Genomic DNA, 22,529 nt, shown 5'->3' with positions numbered 1-22,529 from the left:
GGCGCAAAATCCGGGCTATGTCGAGGCGGGGACTCTGCTAGCATTTGCCCGATGGGGATCGGGGCAGGGCATATCGCGGCAGCCATTGCGGCAGGCATTGTGGCCTGGCTTCCGGGAGGAGCGGCGTGGGCCGCGAATGGCGCCTATGCCGTCGACGCGGCCGATATCGGCGAGGCTGGTTCGTGCAAGCTCGAGAGCTGGCTATCGGCGGCCTCCAACACCGATTTTTCGGCGGTCGCCAATCCGTCCTGCGTGGTCAATCCGTTCCAGCCGGTCGAGCTGAGCATGCTCACCAACCGCGCGCGCAGCGACGGCGAGTGGAGCATGACGCTCCAGCCGAAGGCGAAGATGAACATCGCACCGACGGGTGTCGGCAGGCTCGGCTATTCCATTTACGCCGGCGGCTCGTTCGACGCACTCACCGGGGAGAACCTCACAGCCTTCGCCGTGGCGCCGGCGACCTTCCGGCTCAGCGAAAACACGCGCCTCAATCTCAACGGCGGCTGGCTGTGGGATCGCAGCGTCGGCCGTCATTACCTACTTTATGGGATCGGGTTCGACTGGAAGTTCACGGAGACGCTGCAGTGGACCATCGAGGCGTTCGGGCAGGCGGGCCATTCGGATACGCCAAGCGTCGTGCAGCCGCGGTTCCAGACCGGTCTGCGCTACCGGCCCAACGAGATTTTCTCGGTCGACCTGATCTATGGCCGCAACATCACGGGCGAAAACGCCAACTGGATCACGCTCGGCACCACGATCCGCTTTCCGGTACCCGGCGGCAGGCCGGATCACCATCGTACGGGACATCTGTAAGGGGGGGCCGACCGGTTGCTGACGACACCTGCCACCTCCCCAAGGGATTCTTTTGGGGATTTTTGGGCTAAGGTTTTTGAAGAACCTGAGGGAAGGGAGGCAATGCGTTGGCTGAGTTCGTCAAAATCGAAAAAGGCCTGGGACCGGATGGCCGGATCGCCGTCGTACGTTTCGATCGCGGCGACGGCATCAACGCGCTATCGCCTGACGCGATGCGCCAGCTTACGGACGCCGCGCGCAGCTTTGAGGACGATGGCGAAACTTCGGTCGTCGTGCTCACCGGCGGCGCCACTTCGTTCAGCGCTGGTTTCGATTTGAAAGATCCGGAAGGAAGCTCCCGCAAGTCCATGGATCTAGGCGCCTTGCGCCGCCACCTGAAGCTCGGACCGCGGCTGACGCGGGCCTGGCAGGACATGGAGCAGGTCACGATCGGCGCCATCGAAGGCTTTTGCGTCGGCGGCGGTGTGGCGCTGGCAGTCGCGCTGGATTTCCGTGTCATGGCCCGTGACGCCCATATGCGCGTGCCCGAGATCGGGCTCGGCATGAACATGAGCTGGCAGAGCGTGCCGCGGATGCTGCATTTGATGGGCCCGGCGCGCACCAAGCAGGCTGTGATCCTGGCTGACCAGCGCATCTCGGCCAACGAGGCTTACGAATGGCGGCTGGTCGAGGAGGTGGCTGATCCGGGGAAGACGTTCGATGCCGCGATGGCGCTCGCTGCCAAGGTCGCTGCCCAGCCGCCGCTATCGGTCGCCATGACCAAGCTGACCGTCAACCGCCTCGCGCACGCGCTTGACGACCTCGCCAGCCATATGGACCTCGACCAATTCGCGCTGGCGAGCATGACCGAGGATCACAAGGAAGGCGTGGCAGCCTTCCTGGAGCGCCGCAAACCCCGGTTCAGGGGCAGGTAGCACTCAGGCCTGGTCTGCCGAGCAGCAAGGGCAAACGCCATCGGCAGCCTCGGCAAGCTGGCGCGCAATTTCAGCCAGCAGCAGTTCATGATCCCAGCCCGTGCCATCGTGCTTCACCAGGTTCCGGGCGCGATAGAACGCGTGGGTTTCCGCCGCGTCATCGCCGACCCGGACCGTGACGTTGGCGTGGAACGGGCAAATTGTGGTGGCGCGTGTCGTCAATAACGCGGCGCGAACTGCAGCTTCCAGATTGTCGGCTTCTGCAGCGATGGACATCCTCGACGAGCCTTTCTGGCGGTGACGTTGATTTCTACGACGTTTGTCCGGCGATCGGGTTGAGCGAGATCAAGCCTGAACTGAGACGCGATTGATGGGCCACTCCGGCAAAGCAGGATTTGCTCGCCAGAGATCAGCGGAGAAGGTCGGCGAGACAGGCGCACCTGATCACCTCCACGGAAATACCCGTAATTCGCATAAGGTATATTATGGAATATCTATATGTACAATTAGATCATATATTTAGCTGGTTCTTCTCGCACGCCAAGCCAGCTTTGCGGCTTTCCAGGCGCTGGGTTCGACCCGGGCAATCCTGATCCGCCAAAGCCTGTGTTGCCGTCGCCTGCGGACGCTGCAATAAGCGCGACATCGCTGATGACTCAGCTATCGGGTCGTCGCAATAACAAGAACCCTCAAGGGAGAACTGGAATGAGTTTTTCACGACGCACGCTTCTCAAGGTCTCCGCTGCGTCAGCGGTGTTGGGCGGCATTGGCGCGCCATCGGTGGCCCGGGCCCAGACCGCGGAATTTACCTACAAGTACGCCAATAACCTGCCTGACGGCCATCCCATGAACGCCCGCGCCAAGGAGATGGCGGCGGCGATCAAGGCCGAGACCAATGGCCGGTTCGACCTGCAGATCTTCCCGAACAATCAGCTTGGTTCCGATACCGACATGCTGAGCCAGATCAGGTCCGGCGGCGTCGAGTTTTTCACGCTCTCAGGCCTCATCCTGGCGACCCTGGTGCCGGCGGCATCGATCAGCGGCATCGGTTTTGCGTTTCCGGACTACGACACGGTCTGGAAAGCCATGGACGGGGGCCTGGGTGCCCATATCCGTGCCGAGATCGTCAAGGCGAACCTCGTGGTGATGGAGAAGATCTGGGACAACGGCTTCCGTCAGACCACGTCGTCGACCAAGCCGATCAACGGCCCGGAGGACCTCAAGGGCTTCAAGATCCGCGTGCCGGTCTCGCCGCTCTGGACCTCCATGTTCAAAGCGTTCGATGCGGCGCCCGCCTCAATTAATTTCAGCGAAGTTTACTCCGCACTGCAGACCAAGATCGTCGAGGGACAGGAAAATCCGCTGGCGATCATCTCGACGGCGAAGCTGTATGAAGTCCAGAAATTCTGTTCGCTGACCAATCATATGTGGGACGGCTTCTGGTTCCTGGCGAACCGCCGCGCCTGGGAAAAGCTGCCTGAGGACGTCAGGACCATCGTCGCCAAGAATATTAATGCGGCGGCCGTCAAGGAGCGCGAGGACGTTGCCAAGCTGAACGCCGGGCTGCAGCAGGAACTGGCCGGCAAAGGCCTGACCTTCAACCAGCCCAATGTCACGCCGTTCCGCGACAAGCTGCGTTCCGCCGGCTTCTACGCCGAATGGAAGGGCAAATACGGCGACCAGGCCTGGGAGCTGCTCGAAAAGTCCGTCGGCAAGCTGTCGTAGTACCATCTGAGGGGCCGAGATGGCTCACGCCGAACTGAGTGAGGGCGTTGGCGGAGAGGTGGGGCAGCCCCCTCGCCGCCATCACCTATTGGCGTCGGTCGAGCATGCCTTGGGCATGCTGGTCGAGATACCGGCGGCGCTGCTCGTCGTCGCCGAAATCGTCATCCTGTTTGCCGGCGTGGTGGCGCGCTATGCGCTGCACCAGCCGTTGATTTGGTCGGACGAGCTGGCCTCGATCCTGTTCCTGTGGCTTGCCATGCTGGGCGCCGCGGTGGCTTTCCGGCGCGCCGAGCACATGCGGATGACGGCGGTGGTGGCGAGCGCTAGGCCGGCGATGCGCGCCTATCTCGATTTCATCGCCACGGCGGCTGCGCTGGCCTTCCTGATCCTGATCGCATGGCCGGCCTACGAATACGCGTACGAGGAAAGCTACATCACGACGCCGGCGCTGCAGATCAGCAATATCTGGCGCGCGGCGGCGCTGCCGGTCGGCATCGCCCTGATGGCGTTGTTTGCGTTCCTGCGGCTGGCACGTTCGGGCAATACAAGGACGATGCTGGGCGCGGTTTTGTCGGTCGCGCTCATCATCGGGGTATTCTGGCTGCTGCGCGGCTCGCTGAAGCCGCTCGGCAATCTCAACCTGATCATTTTCTTTGTCGGCGTCGCAGGCTTGTGCGTGTTCGCCGGCGTGCCGATCGCATTCGGCTTCGGGCTTGCGACCTATGGCTATCTGGCGCTGACGACGGGCACGCCGCTGATGGTGCTGGTCGGCCGCATGGACGAGGGCATGAGCCACCTCATTTTGCTGTCGGTGCCCCTCTTCGTCTTCCTCGGTCTCCTGATCGAGATGACCGGCATGGCGCGCGCCATGGTGGCCTTCCTGGCAAGCCTGTTGGGGCATGTGCGCGGCGGTTTGCATTACGTGCTGGTTGGCGCGATGTATCTGGTCTCGGGCATCTCGGGCTCCAAGGCCGCCGATATGGCCGCCGTCGCGCCGGTGCTGTTTCCGGAAATGAAGGCAAGGGGCGCCAAGCCGGGCGATCTGGTCGCCCTGCTCTCGGCCACCGGCGCGCAGACCGAGACCATACCGCCGAGCCTGGTGCTGATCACGATCGGCTCGGTCACCGGCGTTTCGATCGCCGCGCTGTTCACCGGCGGCCTGCTGCCGGGGCTGGTGCTGGCGATCACGCTGTCGGCCTTGGTGTGGTGGCGCTACCGGAACGAGGACCTCAGGCACGTCACGCGGGCGAGCGCGACTGAGATCGCCCGGGCGTTTGCGATCGCCCTTCCCGCCATCGCCCTGCCGTTCGTCATCCGCTATGCCGTGGTCGAAGGCATCGCGACCGCGACCGAGGTCTCGACCATTGGTATCGTCTACGCCTTCATCGTCGGCTACCTGATCTACGGCCTGTTGATCTACCGCAATTTCGACTGGCGGCGGATCGTGCCAATGCTGGTCGAGACCGCGTGCCTGTCCGGCGCGATCCTGCTGATCATCGGCTGCGCCACCGGCATGGCCTGGGGCCTGACGCAATCAGGCTTTTCGCGGACGCTGGCGGCCGCCATGACCGGCCTGCCCGGTGGCTCGGCGACCTTCATCGCGGTTTCCATCGTGGCCTTCGTGATCCTCGGCAGCGTGCTCGAGGGCATACCGGCGATCGTGCTGTTCGGGCCACTGTTGTTTCCGATCGCCCGCGCGGTCGGCGTCCACGAGGTCCACTACGCAATGATCGTTATTCTCGCGATGGGTATCGGGCTATTCGCGCCGCCCTTCGGAGTAGGCTATTATGCGGCTTGCGCCATCGGACGCGTCGACCCGGCCGAGGGCATCCGGCCGATCTGGGGCTACCTGCTGGCGCTGATGGTCGGCCTGATCATCGTGGCGATCTTCCCGTGGATCTCCATCGGGTTCTTGTAGAGTAAGACTTATTGAATGGGACACAGCCGATGAGCGCAGCCCAGAACCAGTATTCCATCGGATTGGACAAGACGCCGGCGAACTATGTGCCACTGACGCCGCTGAGCTTTCTCGCGCGCAGCGCCGCCGTTTACCCCGATCACGTCAGCACCGTCTATGAAGGCCGCAGTTTTACTTGGGCCGAAACCTATGAACGCTGCCGGCGTTTTGCGTCATGGCTCGCAGGTCGTGGCATCGGGACCGGCGATACGGTCGCGGCGATGCTGCCGAACGTCCCGGCCATGAACGAAGTGCATTTTGCCGTGCCGATGGCGGGCGCCGTCCTGAACGCGCTCAACATCCGGCTTGATGCGCCGTCGATCGCCTTCCAGCTCGATCATGGCGGCGCGAAAATCATCCTGGTCGATCCGGAATTTGCGGGCGTGATCGCTGAAGCGCTGACCTTGATGAAGGGCCCAAAACCTTTCGTCGTCGATGTCGACGACGCCGCATTTGCCGGCGGCAAACGGATCGGCGAAATCGAATACGAGGCGGCGGTCGCGGCGGGCGATCCGGCCTTCGTCGCACGACTTCCCGGAGACGAATGGGACGCGATCGCACTGAGCTATACGTCGGGTACCACGGGAAATCCGAAGGGCGTCGTGACCCATCACCGCGGCGCCTATCTCAACGCCGTCAGCAATATTCTGGCCGGTAATCTCGGCCAGCATCCGGTCTATCTGTGGACGCTGCCGATGTTTCACTGCAACGGCTGGTGCTTTCCGTGGACCGTCGCTGCCGCCGCCGGCATCAATGTCTGTCTGCGCAAGGTCGACCCGGCCAAGATCTTCGAGCTGATCCCCAAGCACGGCGTCACCCACATGTGCGGCGCGCCGATCGTCTACAATACGCTGATCAACGCGCCGGGCGCGCACAAGGGCAAGGCTGCCCGTCCCGTGGTCGGATTGATCGCGGGCGCAGCTCCGCCGGTCGCCGTGCTCGAAGGCGCCGAAAGCATCGGCATCAAGCTGACGCATGTCTATGGGCTGACCGAAGTCTACGGCCCGGCCTCCGTCTGCGCCGAGCAACCGGGCTGGGACGATCTGCCTGCCGACCAGCGCGCCCAGATGAAGCGCCGGCAAGGCGTGCCCTACCCGCTGGAAGAAGCGGTCACCGTGCTCGATCCCGAGACGATGCAGGAGGTGCCGCGAGATGGCGAAACCATCGGCGAGGTGATGTTCCGCGGCAATATCGTGATGAAGGGCTATCTGAAGAACGAGAAGGCGACCCAGGAAGCCTTCGCCGGCGGCTGGTTTCACACCGGCGATCTCGGCGTGCTCGACGAGCACGGCTACGTCATCATCAAGGACCGCTCCAAGGACATCATCATATCAGGCGGCGAGAACATCTCCTCCGTCGAGGTCGAGGACATCCTCTACAAGCATCCGGCCGTGCTGTTCGCCGCCGTGGTCGCAAAACCCGATTCCAAATGGGGCGAAGTACCCTGCGCCTTCGTCGAGTTGAAGGAAGGCGTTAAGGCGACGGAGGCCGAGATCATCGCCTTCTGCCGCACCCACATGTCCGGCTTCAAGACGCCGAAGGCCGTCGTGTTCGGCCCGATCCCGAAGACGTCCACCGGCAAGATCCAGAAATTCATGCTGCGCAACCAAGTGGAATCGGCGAAGGCGATATCGGCTTAGTTCGCCTACCGTCGTCATTGCGAGGAGCGCTAGCGACGAAGCAATCCATCTCTCCTCTTGCGCCGGTCGCCCGATGAATTGCTTCGCGGAGCCTGTCATCGGGCGCGCATTCGCGCGACCCGTTGGCTCGCAATGAAACCTGGCTTTGCCCCTGCGACAGCTAGGTCTGCTCGCTTCCGACCGGCGGATAATACTGCGGCGCTTCGGTTCGCTCGTGCATTCCGTAGTCGCGCATCACTTCGAGGACGCGAAAATACTGGACTGTCGGATCGGCAAACAGGCGTGGCCCGAATTCGACACCGGCGCGGTCGTCCGGCAGGTCGACCAGATGTGCAAAATGCTCATCGCGATAGACGCTCGCAAAAGTATCGCGGCGCCATCCGGTCTCGACCGGTAACGTGGCGTGCTTCGATTCAGCGATGAGAATGTAGGTCGGCTTGCGCCTTGCCGGATCGTTGTAGGGTGTGCGCCGCTCGGGCTGCCAGACCGGCTGTCCCGGCTTTTGCTCGTGGATGACCTGGGCGACGCGGATGCGGTAGTCCGAAAACACGCGCGCGCGGCCGATGGTCTGGACATCATGATGCCGTGCATGCGCACGCCAGGCCGTCAGCGCCGCCTCGTCCTGCCAGATCTGATAGGAAAGCAGCAGGTTCTCCCGAGAGAGACTTCGAAAGCGGTCGATGAACAGGCAGCCGCCCATCGCCTCGAGGTCGGGTTTCAGCGAGGCCGCAAGGTCGAGGTATTGGTTGCGGTGCCCGGGCTTTGTCTGGACTTCAAAGAACAGGCCAATCATCGACATTCCTCCGCGGCATGCGATCGGGTGTGCGATGCGCGACTAATTTCTCAGGGCCAGCCTGGTTCCCTCATAGGCCGGTACGAGGACCGGCGAAAGGCCCTGCCGCGGTGTCTTTTAGTCTAGAATGAGTTGTGAGAACCGGCGTCGACCACGCGCCTCCCTTCCCTAGCCAAGCTCCAGCCGCATCCCGTCATAGGCGGGGATCACGCCAGCTGGCAGGCTCTGCCGCAGCACCTCGTAATCGAGGTCGGAGTGCATGTTGGTGATGACGGCGTGCTTCGGCTTGAAGCGCTCGATCCATGACAGCGCATCGTTGACGCTGAAATGGCTGGGATGGCCGGCATAACGCAGTCCGTCGACGATCCAGAGGTCGAGGTTTTCCAGCGCCGGCCAGCTCTCCTCGGGAATGTCGTGGAGATCAGGCGTATAGGCGGCGTTACCCACGCGGAATCCCAGCGCGGGAATCCTGCCGTGCTGAACCAGGAAGGCGGATAGCTTGACCGGGCCGCCCTTCCCTTCGGTGGTGTGACTCTCACCCGCCTCGATCGAGTGGCGCGTCAGGATCGGCGGGTAGTCACTGCCTTCGGGCGAGATGAAGCAATAGGAGAAGCGCGCCATGATGTCTTTGGCGGTCGACTGGTTGAAGTAGACCGGAATCCGCCGGCGCTGGTGCAGCACGACCGAGCGAAGGTCGTCGATGCCGTGGGTCTGGTCGGCGTGCTCATGCGTCAGGAACACCGCGTCGATATGGTCGACCTCGGCGTCGATCAACTGCTCGCGCAGATCTGGCGAAGTGTCGATCACGATCCGTGTTGTGCCGTGCGCGCCCGTGCGCTCCACCAGCAGCGAGCAGCGGCGGCGACGGTTTTTCGGGTTGTTGGGATCGCAGGCACCCCAGCCGAGCGCCGGGCGCGGCACGCCGGCCGAGGAGCCGCAGCCGAGAATCGTCAGCGTCACCGTCATGCGATCGCCTTCGGCGCAGGGACTTTCGAGAACAGGCGGAAGAAGTTCTCGGTCGTCTGCCGCGATATCTCCTCCAGCGAAACACCGCGCGTTTCCGCCAGCACCTTTGCGACTTCGACCACGTAGGACGGCTCGTTGCGCTTGCCGCGAAACTTGCCGGGCGCCAGATACGGCGCATCGGTTTCGACCATGATGCGGTCGGCCGGCAGCTCGGCGGCGAGCGCGCGCAGCGCCTCGGATTTCTTGAAGGTCAAAATGCCCGTGAACGAGATCGACAGGCCGAGATCGATCGCCTTCATCGCCAGTTCGCGACCGCCGGTGTAGCAATGCAGCACCGCGCGGAACGGCCCTTTGGCGACTTCGTCTTCGAGAATGCGGCCGCAATCCGCGTCGGCTTCGCGGGTGTGGATCACCAGGGGCAGCCCGGTTTCGCGCGCCGCCGCGATGTGGGCCCGAAAGCCGCGCTCCTGCGCCTCGCGCGAGCCGTGCTGGTAGAAATAGTCCAGCCCCGCCTCGCCGAGCGCCACGACCTTCGGATGCTTGGCCAGCTCGATCAACTCGCCGGCGGCAATGCCGTCTTCCTCATCGGCATGATGCGGATGGGTCCCGACCGAGCAATAGACGCTCGGAAACCGCTCGGCGATCGCGAGCAGGCCGCCGAGCCGCCTCACCCGGGTCGAGATGGTGACCATGCGGCCAATGCCCGCGGCTTCCGCGCGCGCGACGAGCGCGTCGAGATCCTCGGCAAAATCCGGAAAGTCGAGATGGCAATGGCTGTCGACGAGCATGGCTTGCAAACGGCTCAATCCGCCTTTGGTTCGACGTAACGCGGAAATACACCGACCGGCGGCGGCAAGGTCACGCCGGCCGTGATCCGAGTGGCGAGCGCCTTGAAATCCCGCGCCTCCAGCGGAACGCCGAGACTATCGAGCAGCTTGCTTGAGGCTTCCGGCATCACCGGCTGCGTCAGGATCGCAACCTGGCGCACGACTTCCGCGGTCACGTAGAGCACCGTTTTCTGCCTTGCCGGATCGGTCTTGGCCAGCGCCCACGGCGCCTCGCCCGCGAAATAGCGGTCGGCCTCCGCGATCACGGACCACACCACGTTCAGCCATTGATGGATCTGCTGGCTGGCCATCGCCGTCTGCGACGCCCCCAGCATGGCATCTGCTTCCGCCAGAATCTCCTTGTCGTTGTCAGTGAACTCGCCGGGCTCCGGCAGCACGCCGCCCAGTTGTTTGGCGATCATCGAGAGCGAGCGCTGCGCCAGGTTGCCGAGGCCGTTGGCAAGATCGGCGTTGATGCGCGCGACAATGGCTTCATGGTTGTAGTTGCCGTCCTGTCCGAACGGCACCTCGCGCAGGAAGAAATAGCGCACCTGGTCGACGCCGTACTGATCGGCCAGATTGAAGGGATCGACGACGTTGCCGACCGACTTCGACATCTTCTCACCCCTGTTGAACAGGAAGCCGTGCGCATAGACGCGCTTCTGCACGGGAATGCCTGCCGACATCAGGAATGCCGGCCAGTACACGGCATGGAAGCGGATGATGTCCTTGCCGATGATATGCACGTCCGCCGGCCAGTAGCGCCAGTTCGGATCGCTTTCGTCGGGGAAGCCGACGCCGGTGATGTAGTTGGTCAGCGCATCGACCCAGACATACATCACATGCTCGGCATCATGAGGCACCTTCACGCCCCAGTCGAACGTCGTGCGCGAAATCGACAGATCTTTCAGCCCGCCTTTGACGAAGCTGATGACCTCGTTGCGCCGCGAGTCCGGGCCGATGAAATCCGGCTGGCTCTCATAAAGCTTCAACAGGCGGTCCTGATAGGCCGACAGGCGGAAGAAGTAGCTCTTCTCCTCGACCCACTCGACCGGCGTGCCCTGCGGGCCACGGCGCACTTCGTCCTCGCCGAGGACCGTTTCCTCCTCGGCGTAATAGGCCTCGTCGCGCACCGAATACCAGCCGGAATAGGTGTCGATATAGATGTCGCCATTCTGCTGCATCCGATTCCACACCGCCTGGACCGAGCGATGATGGTCGGGCTCGGTGGTGCGGATGAAGCGGTCGAACGATACGTTGAGACGCTGGTCCATCTCCCTGAAGCGGCCGGCATTCCGCTCGGCGAGTTCAGCAACGCCAAGTCCCTCGCCCTCGGCCGTCTGCACCATCTTCAGACCATGCTCGTCGGTGCCGGTCAGGAAAAACACGTCCTTGCCGTTGAGCCGCTGAAAGCGTGCCAGCGCGTCGGTTGCGATCGCCTCATAGGCGTGACCGATATGCGGGAGGCCATTCGGGTAGGCGATCGCGGTGGTGATGAAATAGGTGTTGCGCTCGGCCGCAACCGTTGGCGCAGCCGCCGGAGCCTCTGCTGCGCGTGGCGGAGCAGCCTTCTTGGGAGGTTTTGCGGCGGGCGTCGCCTGCACCTCGGGCTTCACTTCAGGCGCCAAAACGCGCTTCTTCGCTGCGGCTTTCTTGGCGGGTTTTTCAGCGGGCGTCTTGTTGGTTGACGTTTCGGCGGCTTTCCTGGCCGCCTTCTTGGCGACTTTCTTCGCTGCCTTCTTCGGCGCTTTGTTCGCAACTTTACCGGCAGCCTTCTTGGGCGCCTTGCCGCCCTTCTTCGCGACGCGCTTGCTCTTGGTGGCCTTGGCCGCCCGCTTCTTCGCTGCAGCCTTCTTGGAGGCGCGCGGTGGCGGCGACTTGCGAACCTTCTTCGCCTTGCGCTTTTTCGAAGCTTTTTTTCCAGCCTTCGCCACCACGAATTCCTTTTATTTCAAAAACTGTCGGGATTGTTGTCGGACGGTGCGTTACCGCGTTGCTTCCGCGAGCATTCCGAACACCGAGAAAACCAGCGGTTTTCGCTCCAGATTGTAGGATTCGGTGTCACGCGCGGCGCGGACGATCTTTTCCCACACCTCCGCCAGCCGTGCAAGGCGGGGCAGATTCGCGTTGGCGTCGCCCGCGCGCAGCTTTTCGCCGATCCAGCGATCGACGCCGTCGATGAAGGCCGCCAGCGCCACCCGGTCGCTGGTCCCGAGTGCTTCGCCCAGCGCATGCAATTCGCGTGGATCGACCTGCGGCAGCGTCGCCAGCAGCGCCGCCGTCCGTTGCTGCAGCTTCAGCGCGTCGCCGCCGAGCAGCGTCAGCGCGCGGGATACACTGCCTTCTGCGGCATCGGCGGCCTCCGAGAGCGCTGCATCCCCGGGCGCGATGTCGGCGGCGCTTGCTGCCGCGCGCATGACGTCATCAGTCGCAAGCGGCCGCAGCGGCAGCTTGCGGCAGCGCGACAGGATGGTCGGCAGGGCCCGTGCCGGCGAATGGCTGACGAGCAGAAACAGCGATCGCAGCGGCGGCTCCTCGAGGATTTTGAGCAGCGCATTGGCGGCGTTCGGGTTGAGTTCGTCGACGGTGTCGACGATGCAGACGCGCCAACCGTCGACCGCCGCGGTCGAGCCGAAGAACGAAATCGTCTCGCGCGTCTCATCGACAGTGATCACGGTTCGCATCACGCCGCGATCGTTGAGGCCACGCTCGAGCACGAGCAGCCCGCCATGCGCGCCGGCCGTGACCTGGCGTGCGACGGGATCGTCCGGGTTGATCGCCAGCGTCTCGGCGCGCTGCACCGAAGGTGCATCCGGCCGCGGATGGGCGAGTACAAAGCGCGCCATGCGATAGGCCAGCGTCGCCTTGCCGATGCCTTGCGGGCCACCGATCAGCCAGGCGTGCGGAATGCGCCCGCTGCGATAGGCGTTCAATAGCGCCGTCTCGGCCTCGCGATGGCCGAACAGCTCAGTCGTTTCGCGGGGATGCCTGACCGCCATCTCCGGCTCGGTCTTGCGTGCGCTCATGCTGTCCCCGCCGGGGTGGGCGCCGCGAGCACATGGTCGCGCAGCGCGGTCCAGACGCGCGCACTGACCGTATCCGCATCGGCATTGGCATCGATCAGCACGCAGCGCCGCGGGTCCTCAGCGGCGATCTGCCGATAGGCGTCGCGCAACCCCTGATGAAACTGCAGATCTTCTGCCTCGAAACGGTCAGGCGCGCTGCTGCCGCGGCGGGCTGCCGCGCGCTGCAACCCGACTTCCACCGGGATGTCGAGAATGATGGTGAGGTCCGGCTTGAGATCGCCGATGGTGACGCGCTGCATGGCGTTGAGCACGCCGGGCGAGACCTGCCCGAGGCGGCCCTGATAGGCACGGGTCGAGTCGTAAAAGCGGTCGCACAGCACCCATGTTCCCTGGTTGAGCGCGGGCTGGATCACCGTGCGAACGTGATCGTCGCGCGCGGCGGCAAACAGCAGGGTCTCGGCATCCGGCCCGAGCAGCTTGCCCATTCCCGACAGCACGAGATGGCGCATGATTTCAGCGCCCGGCGAGCCGCCGGGCTCGCGGGTGACGATGGCGCGGAGCTTGGCTGCCGCAAGGCGCTCGGCGAGCTTCTTGATCTGGGTGGACTTGCCGGAGCCCTCGCCGCCTTCAAAGGTAATGAACTTCCCGCGTCCGGAAGGCCGCTGCAGCGTTGCCTGGTTCATGCTCAGAGCTTCTCTGCACTGGCGCGGAACATGCCGATGACGAGCTCGCTGGCGCCATCGAGCGCGCGGCGCATGGTCGAGCCGGTGCCGATCGATTCCGCCGCATAGACCGGAGTATCGCCGGCGACATGGGTGCCGCGCCACACCCGGACGACGCCGACCGGCTGGCCAGCCTGCACCGGGGCCCGCACCGGGCCGTTATAGACGATACGCGCGATCAGCTTTTCGCCGCCGCTCTTCGGCACCATCACCTTGACCGGCACCGGGCTTGAAAGCTTCACCGATCGGCTTTCGCCGCCGAACACCTTTGCATAGCCGATCGGTTGGTCGGCCGCGAACAGCGTGCGCGTCTCGAAGTTGCGGAATCCCCATTCCAGCATCTTCTTGGCCTCGGAAGCCCGATCGTCGGGATCCTCGAGCCCGTTGATCACAACGATCAGCCGCGTGTCGTTCTGCACCGCGGAGCCGACCATGCCGTAGCCGCCCTCCTTGGTGTAGCCGGTCTTTAGTCCATCGGCGCCGTTCAGCGAATTCAGCAGTGGGTTACGGTTTTGCTGCCGGATCTTGTTCCAGGTGAACTCCCGCTCGCCGAACAATTTGTACATGTCGGGATAGGTCAGGATCAGGTGGCGGGCGAGTTTGCCGAGCTCCCGTACCGTCATCTTGTTGGCGGGGTCGGGCAAGCCGTTGGAGTTGCCGAACGTCGATTTGGTCAGGCCGAGCTCGCGGGCGCGCTTGGTCATGAAGTCGGCGGCAAAGATCCGCTCGTTGCCGGCCATGCCCTCGGCGAGCGCGATACAGGAATCATTGCCGCTCTGGATGATCGCACCCTTCAGGAGGTCATCGACCGACACCTTGCTGTTGAGAATGGCAAACATGGTGGAGCCGCCGGCCGGCGCGCCGCCCTTGCGCCAGGCATTCTCGCTGATCCGGTATTCGTCCGTCAGCTTGACCTTGCCCTCCTTGATGGCGTTGAACACCACCTCCACCGTCATCAGCTTCATCATGCTCGACGGCGCGCGCAACTCGTCGGCGTTCTTCTCGAACAGCACGCTGCCGCTGGAGGCCTCCATCAGGATCGCGGTCGGCGCGTCGCCGTCGAAGCCGCCATCCTCCTTCTTCGGCGCGCCCTGCACGCTGTTGTTGGCCGCATACACGATCCCGCCCCAGCCGACCGCAAGCGCTAGCGCGGCCGCCATCAGGCCGCGCCACGGGATGAGGCCCGCGGTGCGGAATTTGCGGGGAACGGAAGTCTCTGCTGCCATCGGCAATGTCCTGAATCCGCGCGTTCTAACAAATGGAAGTATCGCAAACAACACAGGTTTTGGATGCGCCGGGCGTGCCGATCGGATTGCGGCACCCATCCCGGGAACGTATCGTGGCGATGCTGTAACTTGCCGACAAGATACGAAAAACAGGGCGGAAACGCGATGCCATCCTCACGCACTATTTCCGCCAACGGGCTGGACTTCTTCATTGTCGAGGAAGGTCAAGGTCCGCTGGTGCTGCTCTGCCACGGCTGGCCTGAACTATCCTATTCCTGGCGGCACCAGATTCCGGCCATCGCGGCAGCCGGCTTCCACGTCGTTGCGCCTGACATGCGCGGGTTCGGACGGACCACGGCGCCAGCCGCCATCGGCGCCTATACCCTCTTGCACAATGTTGGCGACATGGTCGCGCTGGTGGCGGCGCTCGGCGAGACGCAGGTGATCATCGTCGGCCATGACTGGGGCGCGCCGGTCGCCTGGCACGCCGCGATGTTCCGCCCTGATATATTCACCAAAGTTGCGGGCCTGAGTGTTCCGCCGCCGTTCCGTGGCCGTGGCCTTCCACTCGAAACCCTGCGGCAGAACGGGATTACCAATTTCTACTGGCAGTATTTTCAGACACCGGGCGAGGCAGAGGCCGAACTCGAGCGCGATGTTACGGCCACGATGCGTATCGTGCTGGGCGGCCGCGGGCTTGCCGATCCGGCGGCCCATCAATTCGTTCAGGACGGCAAGGGATTTCTTGGCGGCGCCGACCCGAATCGGCCGCTGCCGAGCTGGCTGACCGAGGCCGACGTCGCCTATTTCGCGGCGATCTACCAAAAGTCCGGCTTTCGCGGTGGACTCAACTGGTATCGCAATATCGACCGCAATTGGGAGCTGACCGCGCCTTGGCAGGGCGCGCAAATCCACCAGCCTGCCCTGTTCATTGCGGGATCTAAGGATGGCGTTATTACCGGACTGATCGGCGCCAAGCAGGTCAAGGAAATGGAACGGGTGCTGCCGAACCTGCGGCAGAAGCTGATTCTGGATGGCGCCGGCCACTGGATCCAGCAGGAGCGGCCAGATGAGGTCAACGCCGCCCTGACCGCCTTTTTGAAGGGATAAGTCTTTTTGTTTGACGCATTTTCTTGACGCGAACCGGCTGCCACCCCGGATCAAGTCCGGGGCAGACTTTCGCTTGAAAACGCTATCTAATACAGCCCGCGGCCGCTGAGGACTTCGCTCGGGCCCCGCTGATCGACCGGCCGGTAGGCCAGGCCGGTGGCCGCGTAACCGGCGTCGTTCTCATAGGACACGGCACGCGGGTTTTCCGCCGACCGGCCGCGCGAACGGCTGGAGGCCGACATTTCCGAGGTCGCGTTGATCGAGGCGTAGTCCGCCGAGGTATTGCCAAGGTTGTAGGGCCGCCCTTCCGGCAGCGGAACCTCGCCCCGGATGCGGGCCGCGGAGGACGGGATTTCGGGAACGAACGGACGGGCCGAAGCGACCCGGACCGTCGACGGCGAGGGAGCCGGCTGGCCGGTCCGCAGGGTCGCCAGCAACTGGCGGTCGTCGGAACCCTCCAGGGGTGCCCGTCCGACATATTCGACCCGGACCTTGGCGACGCCATTCGCTTTGAATTCAAGGAGTTCCGCCGCCTTATTCGAGACGTCGATAAGGCGGTTGCCGTGATAGGGGCCGCGGTCATTCACCCGCACGATCAGCGACTTGCCGTTCCGCATATTGGTGACGCGGGCGTAGCTCGGGATCGGCAGCGTCGGATGGGCCGCCGTCAGGGAGGCCATGTCGAAGACTTCGCCATTGGCGGTCAGCCGGCCATGGAAGTCGTCGCCATACCAGGAGGCCAAGCCCTCGGCGCGGTAGTTCGGGTCCTCTTCCGGCACATAGACCCGGCCAGCCACCGTGTAGGGCTTGCCGACCCGATAGGTCCCCCCGCCCTTCGGCACCGGCTCGCCGAACTCCACCACGCGGGGGCTCGACGAAACGCCGTATTTAGGATCGATGCGCCTGGCGAATTTGTCGGATGAGGCGCAGTTGGCGAGGACAAAGCATGTTGCCGCGGCAACCGTCCCACGGACTGCCAGAACGATCGTTGTTGGCCGTCGAATCCCCATCACCCCAATTACCATTTTCAGCGGCCTGCTGCCTACGATGAAGCATGCGGGCCGAAACCCCCAAGATGCGGCCCACCCTCCGCATCACGTGATGAAGATATCGCAACCGGAACACGGCGGAAATGGGGAGCGACCCTGCGCGGTGAATGATCTGGCGCTGCGTGGTGAATGAATGGTTGCTGTGCGCATCCGTTGACTTACGGGCATATGTCTATCGGTATAGGCAAGATACACCGTGTATTGTGCCGCTTTCAGACAATCTGTTGCAGCAAATCATCACTCACGGCCGTTCTACGAATCCGTCCGTGAATCTTTTTGACTGTGCAAGGGTGGAGTCGTTCTGTGCGTGCAGGGGCGCATAAGGACGTGTGCGATGATTGAGACGGTTACAGCGGTGATGGGTCTGGTGAGCGCAGGCATTTTCCTGGCTCATGCATTTGAAGGCTATCGTTACAGGGCCTGAGCTTTGAACGTCTGGCGGTTCTGGGGACCGCCGGGCCTCGGACGTACGGCTTAGTGATTTCGACCTGAAATTTGTAAAGCTTTAATAAATTCGGACGAGCATCCGGTGTGGTAGGTGTCTCATGCGCAACCACGACATTGTCTCCAACGGATTTCTTGCCCTGACGACGGCCAGCTTCGTGCTCCTGTGCTCGAGCCTGCTGGCGGTGGCATTCGGCTGAACAGCGCCTGCTGCGATAGTGGTGCTGGCGCAGCGATGCCCGGTGAAACCACGTTAATTCCTCTTGATGGGCAACGGGCACAAGCTGGCGAGCCAACGAGGCCAGCGATTACGTCCTGCAATCCGGGCGTTCCCCGATAATCCCACTTTCTTCTCTTGTGTTTCCACCTGCGCATCGGCTAAGCGCTTGATGACAAAGGCAAGGAAGGGTGGCCGAGTGGTTTAAGGCACCGGTCTTGAAAACCGGCGTGCCTGCAAGGGTACCGTGGGTTCGAATCCCACCCCTTCCGCCAAATCCATTGATAACACTAGTACAGGATTTGTACGCACAATCAGGCGTACAAACGATTTTGATTGCATTAGCAGTTTGCGCCCTCCTCTACGCGGCAATCCGTCTGACGCTCCGACACTACTTTCCGCCGGATACCTGATCGCCTCAGAAACTTCAGCGACACTCGTTCGTTGGGTGACCCGCCCAACGTCCAGTGAGCGACACCGTGCGACATACGATCTACTTGCGTATTGCGCGGTGGATCTATCACCGCCTTAGATCCCCCTGGGGTCAGCGCATGATCGCACTGCTATATGTTGGTGAGTTGCTGGCCTCGTGTTCAGCAGCGGAACCCATTGGCTGCTGCGAGCAATCTGTATTGGCCTGCTCTCGCTGTGGGCTTTAATTGTCCTGTGGCTGGCTCTCTTGTAAGCGGCCCGACGCACGACGGGACCAACGACATACGCCGGGCCTTTGCCATGCGAGGCGCCCCCGAATGGCCTATTCAAGCTCGGTCTGATTCTTGGCAGAATTGGGCGCATGCCAGACTGCACCCGCATCACCAAACACGCGGCTGTCCCTGACTGCGGCAGCTTCGAGGTCCGATTTCCCGATCGGCCCAGCCAGCTCTTTTAGTTTGCCAGATTGGAAATCAGTGCCGCCGACCCAAGCGCAATTAATGCAAGGATCACGGGCGGGTAGAGAACTTGTGCTGCGCTGAATCGCAGGAAACGACGATGAGCGCCTTGGCGATCCGGGAGGCCGAACCAGATCAGCAACACGGCGGCAACCAGCATCGCAATACCGAGCTCTGTGCTCATGGCAGCCTCCTCTAGGAAGCCGCAACAAACTCTCCGCAACTGCCGCTGGAAAGACAGGAAAAGCCCGGCAACCGGCCGGGCGATCCGCAATATCCGTGATTCTACTTCGGCGGTTGTTGCCCGGCTGGTGGCGTCGTTGGCGCCGGTGTCTCACCCCCGAACCAGCCGCCAGTCCAACCTATCAGCCCAAGAACAACGATAACGGCCGCGACAACACCGGCAATGATCCGATTGTCCATGTCACGTTGCCTCCATGTTTGCTGGCTGCATCTACGATAACGCGTCTTGCAGAAGCCGCTCCGAGTAAGGTGTGCAAGGTTTTAACTGACTTGACGGCTTGCGCTTGTGGCATAAAGGAGGCCACCAACTGAGCCAGCCTTAGACGCTTATCCAATAAGCATCTTCCGCACCCCTTCGGGTGAGCACCACACAGGTATTGCCCCTTAGATTTGGTCGCGCGGCAGCCAACTCTTCAGCCAGTCGCTTAGCAGCATTGAAAGCTTCCATGTCGGTTTCGAATGCTAAGCCGCCTGAGTCATGGGCGCTCTGGGCACCATGGAGGTCGAAATAATATCGCCCCACCGCACTCTCCCGAGTTGAATTACAACCCTGCAGTGCATTTACGTGCAAACGTACAACCGTGTTCCGAACCGGAACAGCGAAAGAATGAGGCTTGGTTTACCGGTAGTTATACGGGACTGCAGACTACGGGAAGGTTTTGAATCAGGACATTCGCCACAGTTGGGTCGGTTTCGCCGACAGAGTAACGTTAATTTTGTGTTTCGATTGTCGTTAAAATTTTATCGATTATTCTCATCGTCAGTCGAAGCGGGGCGCATACCCGAACGATCAGAGGCTGGTCCGAAGAGGGCGATCTTCACGGCCTCGCCGAAATTCACGCAATGGAATCGGTCACGAACCGGCAATTGCGACAAGAGCCGCCCTGGGCGATCATCGAGCGGCTCTTGCTATTTGTTCCCGCCAGCGTGAACCGGCGGGCCGACCCTCGCCGCCTAGGCGGTCAAGCCTTCAAGACACGTCACGATGTTGCGGATGACGAAATAGTGCCAGCTTCGACCGTGGCGGCGGTGGAATGGGCTCTCATCGTCAGGGTCAACAAGGGTGCTCCATTTGGCGCCCGGGGAAATTGCACGGCGGTCGTATTGTCCGAGCTGTTGATCTGCATCTTGTAGGTGGTCGATGACGTCGTGTTCGGACGATTGAGCCAGGCCGTGCCGACGTTGGTCGCAATAACCCCTCCGGTAGACCCCTGTGCAGCGCCTCCGGGCCGATGGCGGTCGAGCCCCGCACCAATTGAAGATTGGCGCTAGTGGCATTGCCGTTGCTGTTGCGAAGCTTGCCGGCAATGCGGACGTCGATGAAGTTAGCCGCGCTTGTATCGGTGAAGGTGCTCGACGTGACGGAAGTTTCCGACGCGGCAGCGAACATCTTCCGGCGTACGACTTCGCCGGGCTTCTTAACGCCAGGGCCAAAGGATCTCACATAAAGCAGGTTGATCGTCGTCCAGGTGCCGGCGGTCAAGCCGCTCGCGCTCCATATTCCGCTCACTGCCTTTACTGGTTCACCGAACCCACGAGGTCGTCGTTCCTGCACCAAGCATCGTACCTACCGCGGCGGTCGCCCGGCATCCGCTTCCTGTCGAAAGTACACCGGCTGCTCCACGGCCGGCTCGTCATCCGCAATCGCCCTCCACCCTGCCCCTTCCAGGTCGTCGTATTGGCCGTTCTTGAGCGACCACAGAAAACCCATCAAGCCAAGCGCACCGAGCGTCAGCGCGAGCGGCACGAGAAACACCAAAACTTCCATCAGCCAAACTCCCTGGCGCCGCGATGGGCGCGTAGCGCGTTCAGGATCACCAGCAGCGAGGAGCCGGACATCGCGGCGGCGGCGACCAGCGGGGTGGCGAGGCCTGCGATGGCGAGCGGGACGGCAAGTGCGTTGTAGCCGGCGGCGAGCCACAGGTTCTGCCGCATCAGACGCAGCGCCTTGCGCGCGAAACCGATCGCGCCGACGACGGGTGCGAGGCGGTCGCCGAGGAAGACCAGATCGGCGGTCGCCTGGCTCAAATGGGTCGCGCTGACCGGCGACATCGAGACATGCGCGGCCGCCAGCGCCGGTGCATCGTTCATGCCGTCGCCGACCATCAGAACCTTGGCGCCCTGCCGCTTCAGTTCCTCGATGCGGGCGATCTTGTCCGCCGGCGTCACGCCCGCGCGCCATTCGTGAATGCCGAGTTGCCCGGCCGCGTGGCGAACAGCCGGCTCACGGTCGCCGGACAGGATCTCGACCTGGATCCCGGTCTTGAACAACGTGGCGATGGCGTCGGCCGCATCGGGCCGCAGGCGCTGCCGGACGGCGAAGACGTACCGCGTCTCGCCGTGACGGAAAGCGACGACGGAAGCCTCCGGATCCCTGCACAGGATATCATTGGCGATTTGGTCCGCGCCGCAGAATGACGGCCTGCCCAGCCGCACCTCGAGCCCATCGATGGTGCCGCGCACGCCCTGGCCCGCCGCCTCCTCGATCCCGGCGAGCGGCGTCTTTGCGCCCGATGCCCGCGCCACCGCGGCCGCGACCGGGTGATGGCTGGCAAGCGCGAGCCGTCCGGCGAGTTCAAAGACGTCCCCGGGAATATCGACGTCATTGGTGACGTCGAGCTCGGGCAGTGTCAGCGTTCCCGTCTTGTCGAACACGACACGATCGACGTCGGCCAGGCGTTCGATGGCATCGCCGGAATTGAGCAGCACGCCGGTACGGAACAGGGCACCGGAGACGACCGTCTGCACCGCCGGGATCGCGAGCCCCAGCGCGCAGGGACAGGTGATGATGAGAACCGAAATCGCGATGACGATGGCATCATGCCAGGTCACGCCATAAGCCACCCATCCCAGCATGGTCAGCAGCGCCGCCGCATGCACGACGGGTGCATAGAGCCGCGAGGCGCGGTCGGCGAGCTGTACGTAGCGGGAGCGCGCCTGCACGGCATTGTCGAGCAGCCGGCTGATCTCCGCGAGCAGCGTGCCTTCGGAGGCTGCCGACACCCGCACCCGCAAGGCGCCTGACAGATTGAGCGTGCCGGCATAAACGGCCGTGCCCGGCCCCGCTTTGGCGGGCATGGTTTCGCCTGTGATCAGGCTCTGGTCGATCTTGGACTGCCCGTCGATCACGACGCCGTCGACCGACGCGCGCTCGCCCGGACGCAGCAGCACGATGTCGCCGGCATGCACCGCGGCGATCGGCACCACGCTGATTTCATCAGTGCCGACGAATTTGGTCGCGGTCTCTCCCCTCAGCGCGGCGAGGTTTCCGGCGACCGCACGGGTCTTGCGGCGCATGCTCTGGTCGAGGTAGCGGCCGGCCAGCAGGAATGCGAGCAGCATCAGCGCGGCATCGAAATAGGCATGTTCGGCATGATGGATCGTTTCCATCACCGACATCGCCAGCGCCAGCACAATGCCGATCGAGATCGGCACATCCATATTGGTGCGGCGGGCCCGCAAGGCGGCCCAAGCCGACCGGAAGAACGGCTGTCCGGAATAGGCCGCCGCCGGCAGGGCGATCAGCGCCGACAGCCAGTGGAAGAAGTCGCGCTGCTCGGGGATCATGTCAGTGACGTTGCCGGACCACACCGGGATCGACAGCATCATGATGTTCATGGCGGCGAAGGCGGCGACGCCGAGACAGCGCAGCAGAAAGCTCGCCTGCGCCGTCTCGACCGCTTCCGCGCGCACCGGCTCGAACGGATAGGCCTTGTAGCCAAGCTCAGCCAGACGATCGATGAAACTGACAGGGTCGAGCGCGCCCTCCTTCCATTCCAGCGCCACGCGGCGGTCGGTCAGGTTGACGCGCGCCAGCGTCACGTCCGGAAGCGCGGAAAGACCGCGCTCGATCTTCGACATGCAGCCGGCGCAACTAACGCCCTCGACCGCCAGATCGATATGGGCCAGCCCCGATCCGAGGTGCCGCACGTAATGTGAAAAGTCCCGCGTCGCCTGCATAATCAAG

19 protein-coding genes and 1 tRNA gene are annotated in these 22,529 nt (G+C 63.1%); 8 read left to right on the top strand and 12 right to left on the bottom strand.

What is annotated here, in order from left to right; all coding sequences use genetic code 11:
• The first annotated feature begins 51 nt into the window (after positions 1 to 51).
• Together QA643_RS20485 and QA643_RS20480 are read left to right on the top strand one after the other, a co-directional pair.
• The gene (locus tag QA643_RS20485) at positions 52 to 813 is read left to right on the top strand and encodes a hypothetical protein (protein ID WP_283027721.1); all 762 of its coding nucleotides are present in this window, start codon (positions 52 to 54) and stop codon (positions 811 to 813) included.
• A 107-nt stretch (positions 814 to 920) separates the two neighbouring features.
• Positions 921 to 1,727 (top strand): enoyl-CoA hydratase/isomerase family protein, encoded by an 807-nt coding sequence (locus tag QA643_RS20480; RefSeq protein ID WP_283027720.1) that lies wholly within the window; start codon positions 921 to 923, stop codon positions 1,725 to 1,727.
• A 3-nt stretch (positions 1,728 to 1,730) separates the two neighbouring features.
• Here the strand turns inward: QA643_RS20480 and QA643_RS20475 are convergent, their stop codons facing one another.
• Positions 1,731 to 2,003 carry a hypothetical protein gene (locus QA643_RS20475; RefSeq protein ID WP_283027719.1) on the bottom strand — a complete coding sequence of 91 codons (273 nt, stop codon included), beginning with the start codon at positions 2,001 to 2,003 and terminating at the stop codon, positions 1,731 to 1,733.
• Between the two features lie 429 nt (positions 2,004 to 2,432).
• Between QA643_RS20475 and QA643_RS20470 the strand changes: the two genes are divergently transcribed.
• Genes QA643_RS20470 through QA643_RS20460 form a run of 3 tightly spaced genes read left to right on the top strand, consistent with a single transcriptional unit; the run spans position 2,433 to position 7,049 of the window.
• On the top strand, positions 2,433 to 3,452 hold the full coding sequence (locus tag QA643_RS20470; protein ID WP_283027718.1) for a TRAP transporter substrate-binding protein: 1,020 nt from the start codon (positions 2,433 to 2,435) through the stop codon (positions 3,450 to 3,452).
• A 19-nt stretch (positions 3,453 to 3,471) separates the two neighbouring features.
• Positions 3,472 to 5,370, top strand: coding sequence for a TRAP transporter large permease subunit (locus QA643_RS20465; RefSeq protein WP_283027717.1), 1,899 nt, complete (start codon positions 3,472 to 3,474; stop codon positions 5,368 to 5,370).
• A gap of 29 nt (positions 5,371 to 5,399) precedes the next feature.
• A complete protein-coding gene (locus QA643_RS20460; protein ID WP_283027716.1) occupies positions 5,400 to 7,049 on the top strand; it encodes an acyl-CoA synthetase in 1,650 nt (549 codons plus the stop codon).
• Positions 7,050 to 7,209: 160 nt separating this feature from the next.
• Here the strand turns inward: QA643_RS20460 and QA643_RS20455 are convergent, their stop codons facing one another.
• From QA643_RS20455 to QA643_RS20425, 7 genes are all read right to left on the bottom strand, one after another.
• On the bottom strand, positions 7,210 to 7,842 hold the full coding sequence (locus QA643_RS20455) for an antibiotic biosynthesis monooxygenase family protein (RefSeq protein ID WP_283027715.1): 633 nt from the start codon (positions 7,840 to 7,842) through the stop codon (positions 7,210 to 7,212).
• A gap of 168 nt (positions 7,843 to 8,010) precedes the next feature.
• Positions 8,011 to 8,808 (bottom strand): MBL fold metallo-hydrolase, encoded by a 798-nt coding sequence (locus QA643_RS20450; RefSeq protein WP_283027714.1) that lies wholly within the window; start codon positions 8,806 to 8,808, stop codon positions 8,011 to 8,013.
• The gene (locus QA643_RS20445) at positions 8,805 to 9,596 is read right to left on the bottom strand and encodes a TatD family hydrolase (protein WP_283034865.1); all 792 of its coding nucleotides are present in this window, start codon (positions 9,594 to 9,596) and stop codon (positions 8,805 to 8,807) included. Before QA643_RS20445 ends, QA643_RS20450 begins: the two co-directional genes overlap by 4 nt.
• Before the next feature lie 14 nt (positions 9,597 to 9,610).
• Positions 9,611 to 11,569 carry a methionine--tRNA ligase gene (gene metG, locus QA643_RS20440; protein WP_283027713.1) on the bottom strand — a complete coding sequence of 653 codons (1,959 nt, stop codon included), beginning with the start codon at positions 11,567 to 11,569 and terminating at the stop codon, positions 9,611 to 9,613.
• 51 nt (positions 11,570 to 11,620) lie between these two features.
• A complete protein-coding gene (locus QA643_RS20435; RefSeq protein ID WP_283027712.1) occupies positions 11,621 to 12,661 on the bottom strand; it encodes a DNA polymerase III subunit delta' in 1,041 nt (346 codons plus the stop codon).
• Positions 12,658 to 13,344 (bottom strand): dTMP kinase, encoded by a 687-nt coding sequence (gene tmk / locus QA643_RS20430; RefSeq protein WP_283027711.1) that lies wholly within the window; start codon positions 13,342 to 13,344, stop codon positions 12,658 to 12,660. The genes QA643_RS20435 and tmk overlap by 4 nt, the downstream gene beginning before the upstream one ends.
• 2 nt (positions 13,345 to 13,346) lie before the next feature.
• Positions 13,347 to 14,609, bottom strand: a complete 1,263-nt coding sequence (locus tag QA643_RS20425; RefSeq protein ID WP_283027710.1) for a D-alanyl-D-alanine carboxypeptidase family protein — start codon at positions 14,607 to 14,609, stop codon at positions 13,347 to 13,349.
• Positions 14,610 to 14,774: 165 nt separating this feature from the next.
• Between QA643_RS20425 and QA643_RS20420 the strand changes: the two genes are divergently transcribed.
• The gene (locus tag QA643_RS20420) at positions 14,775 to 15,719 is read left to right on the top strand and encodes an alpha/beta hydrolase (RefSeq protein ID WP_283027709.1); all 945 of its coding nucleotides are present in this window, start codon (positions 14,775 to 14,777) and stop codon (positions 15,717 to 15,719) included.
• A gap of 86 nt (positions 15,720 to 15,805) precedes the next feature.
• Here QA643_RS20420 and QA643_RS20415 read toward each other — a convergent pair whose 3' ends face one another.
• Positions 15,806 to 16,729, bottom strand: a complete 924-nt coding sequence (locus tag QA643_RS20415) for a septal ring lytic transglycosylase RlpA family protein (RefSeq protein ID WP_283027708.1) — start codon at positions 16,727 to 16,729, stop codon at positions 15,806 to 15,808.
• Between the two features lie 885 nt (positions 16,730 to 17,614).
• Between QA643_RS20415 and QA643_RS20410 the strand changes: the two genes are divergently transcribed.
• Positions 17,615 to 17,704 (top strand) — tRNA-Ser (locus tag QA643_RS20410).
• A 610-nt stretch (positions 17,705 to 18,314) separates the two neighbouring features.
• On the opposite strand, the gene QA643_RS20405 is transcribed toward QA643_RS20410, so the two are convergent.
• Entirely contained in the window at positions 18,315 to 18,503 is a 189-nt protein-coding gene (locus tag QA643_RS20405; RefSeq protein ID WP_283027707.1) for a hypothetical protein, read from the bottom strand.
• A gap of 902 nt (positions 18,504 to 19,405) precedes the next feature.
• Between QA643_RS20405 and QA643_RS20400 the strand changes: the two genes are divergently transcribed.
• The gene (locus QA643_RS20400) at positions 19,406 to 19,696 is read left to right on the top strand and encodes a hypothetical protein (protein WP_283027706.1); all 291 of its coding nucleotides are present in this window, start codon (positions 19,406 to 19,408) and stop codon (positions 19,694 to 19,696) included.
• Between the two features lie 433 nt (positions 19,697 to 20,129).
• On the opposite strand, the gene ccoS is transcribed toward QA643_RS20400, so the two are convergent.
• The gene (ccoS, locus tag QA643_RS20395) at positions 20,130 to 20,330 is read right to left on the bottom strand and encodes a cbb3-type cytochrome oxidase assembly protein CcoS (RefSeq protein WP_283027705.1); all 201 of its coding nucleotides are present in this window, start codon (positions 20,328 to 20,330) and stop codon (positions 20,130 to 20,132) included.
• Positions 20,330 to 22,522 (bottom strand): heavy metal translocating P-type ATPase, encoded by a 2,193-nt coding sequence (locus QA643_RS20390; protein ID WP_283027704.1) that lies wholly within the window; start codon positions 22,520 to 22,522, stop codon positions 20,330 to 20,332. Before QA643_RS20390 ends, ccoS begins: the two co-directional genes overlap by 1 nt.
• Between the last annotated feature and the right edge of the window lie 7 nt (positions 22,523 to 22,529).

It is taken from the genome of Bradyrhizobium sp. CB3481 (assembly GCF_029714305.1).
GTDB lineage: Bacteria > Pseudomonadota > Alphaproteobacteria > Rhizobiales > Xanthobacteraceae > Bradyrhizobium.
Note: the sequence above shows the minus strand (reverse complement) of the source record. Positions and strands in the feature narration are given on the sequence as shown.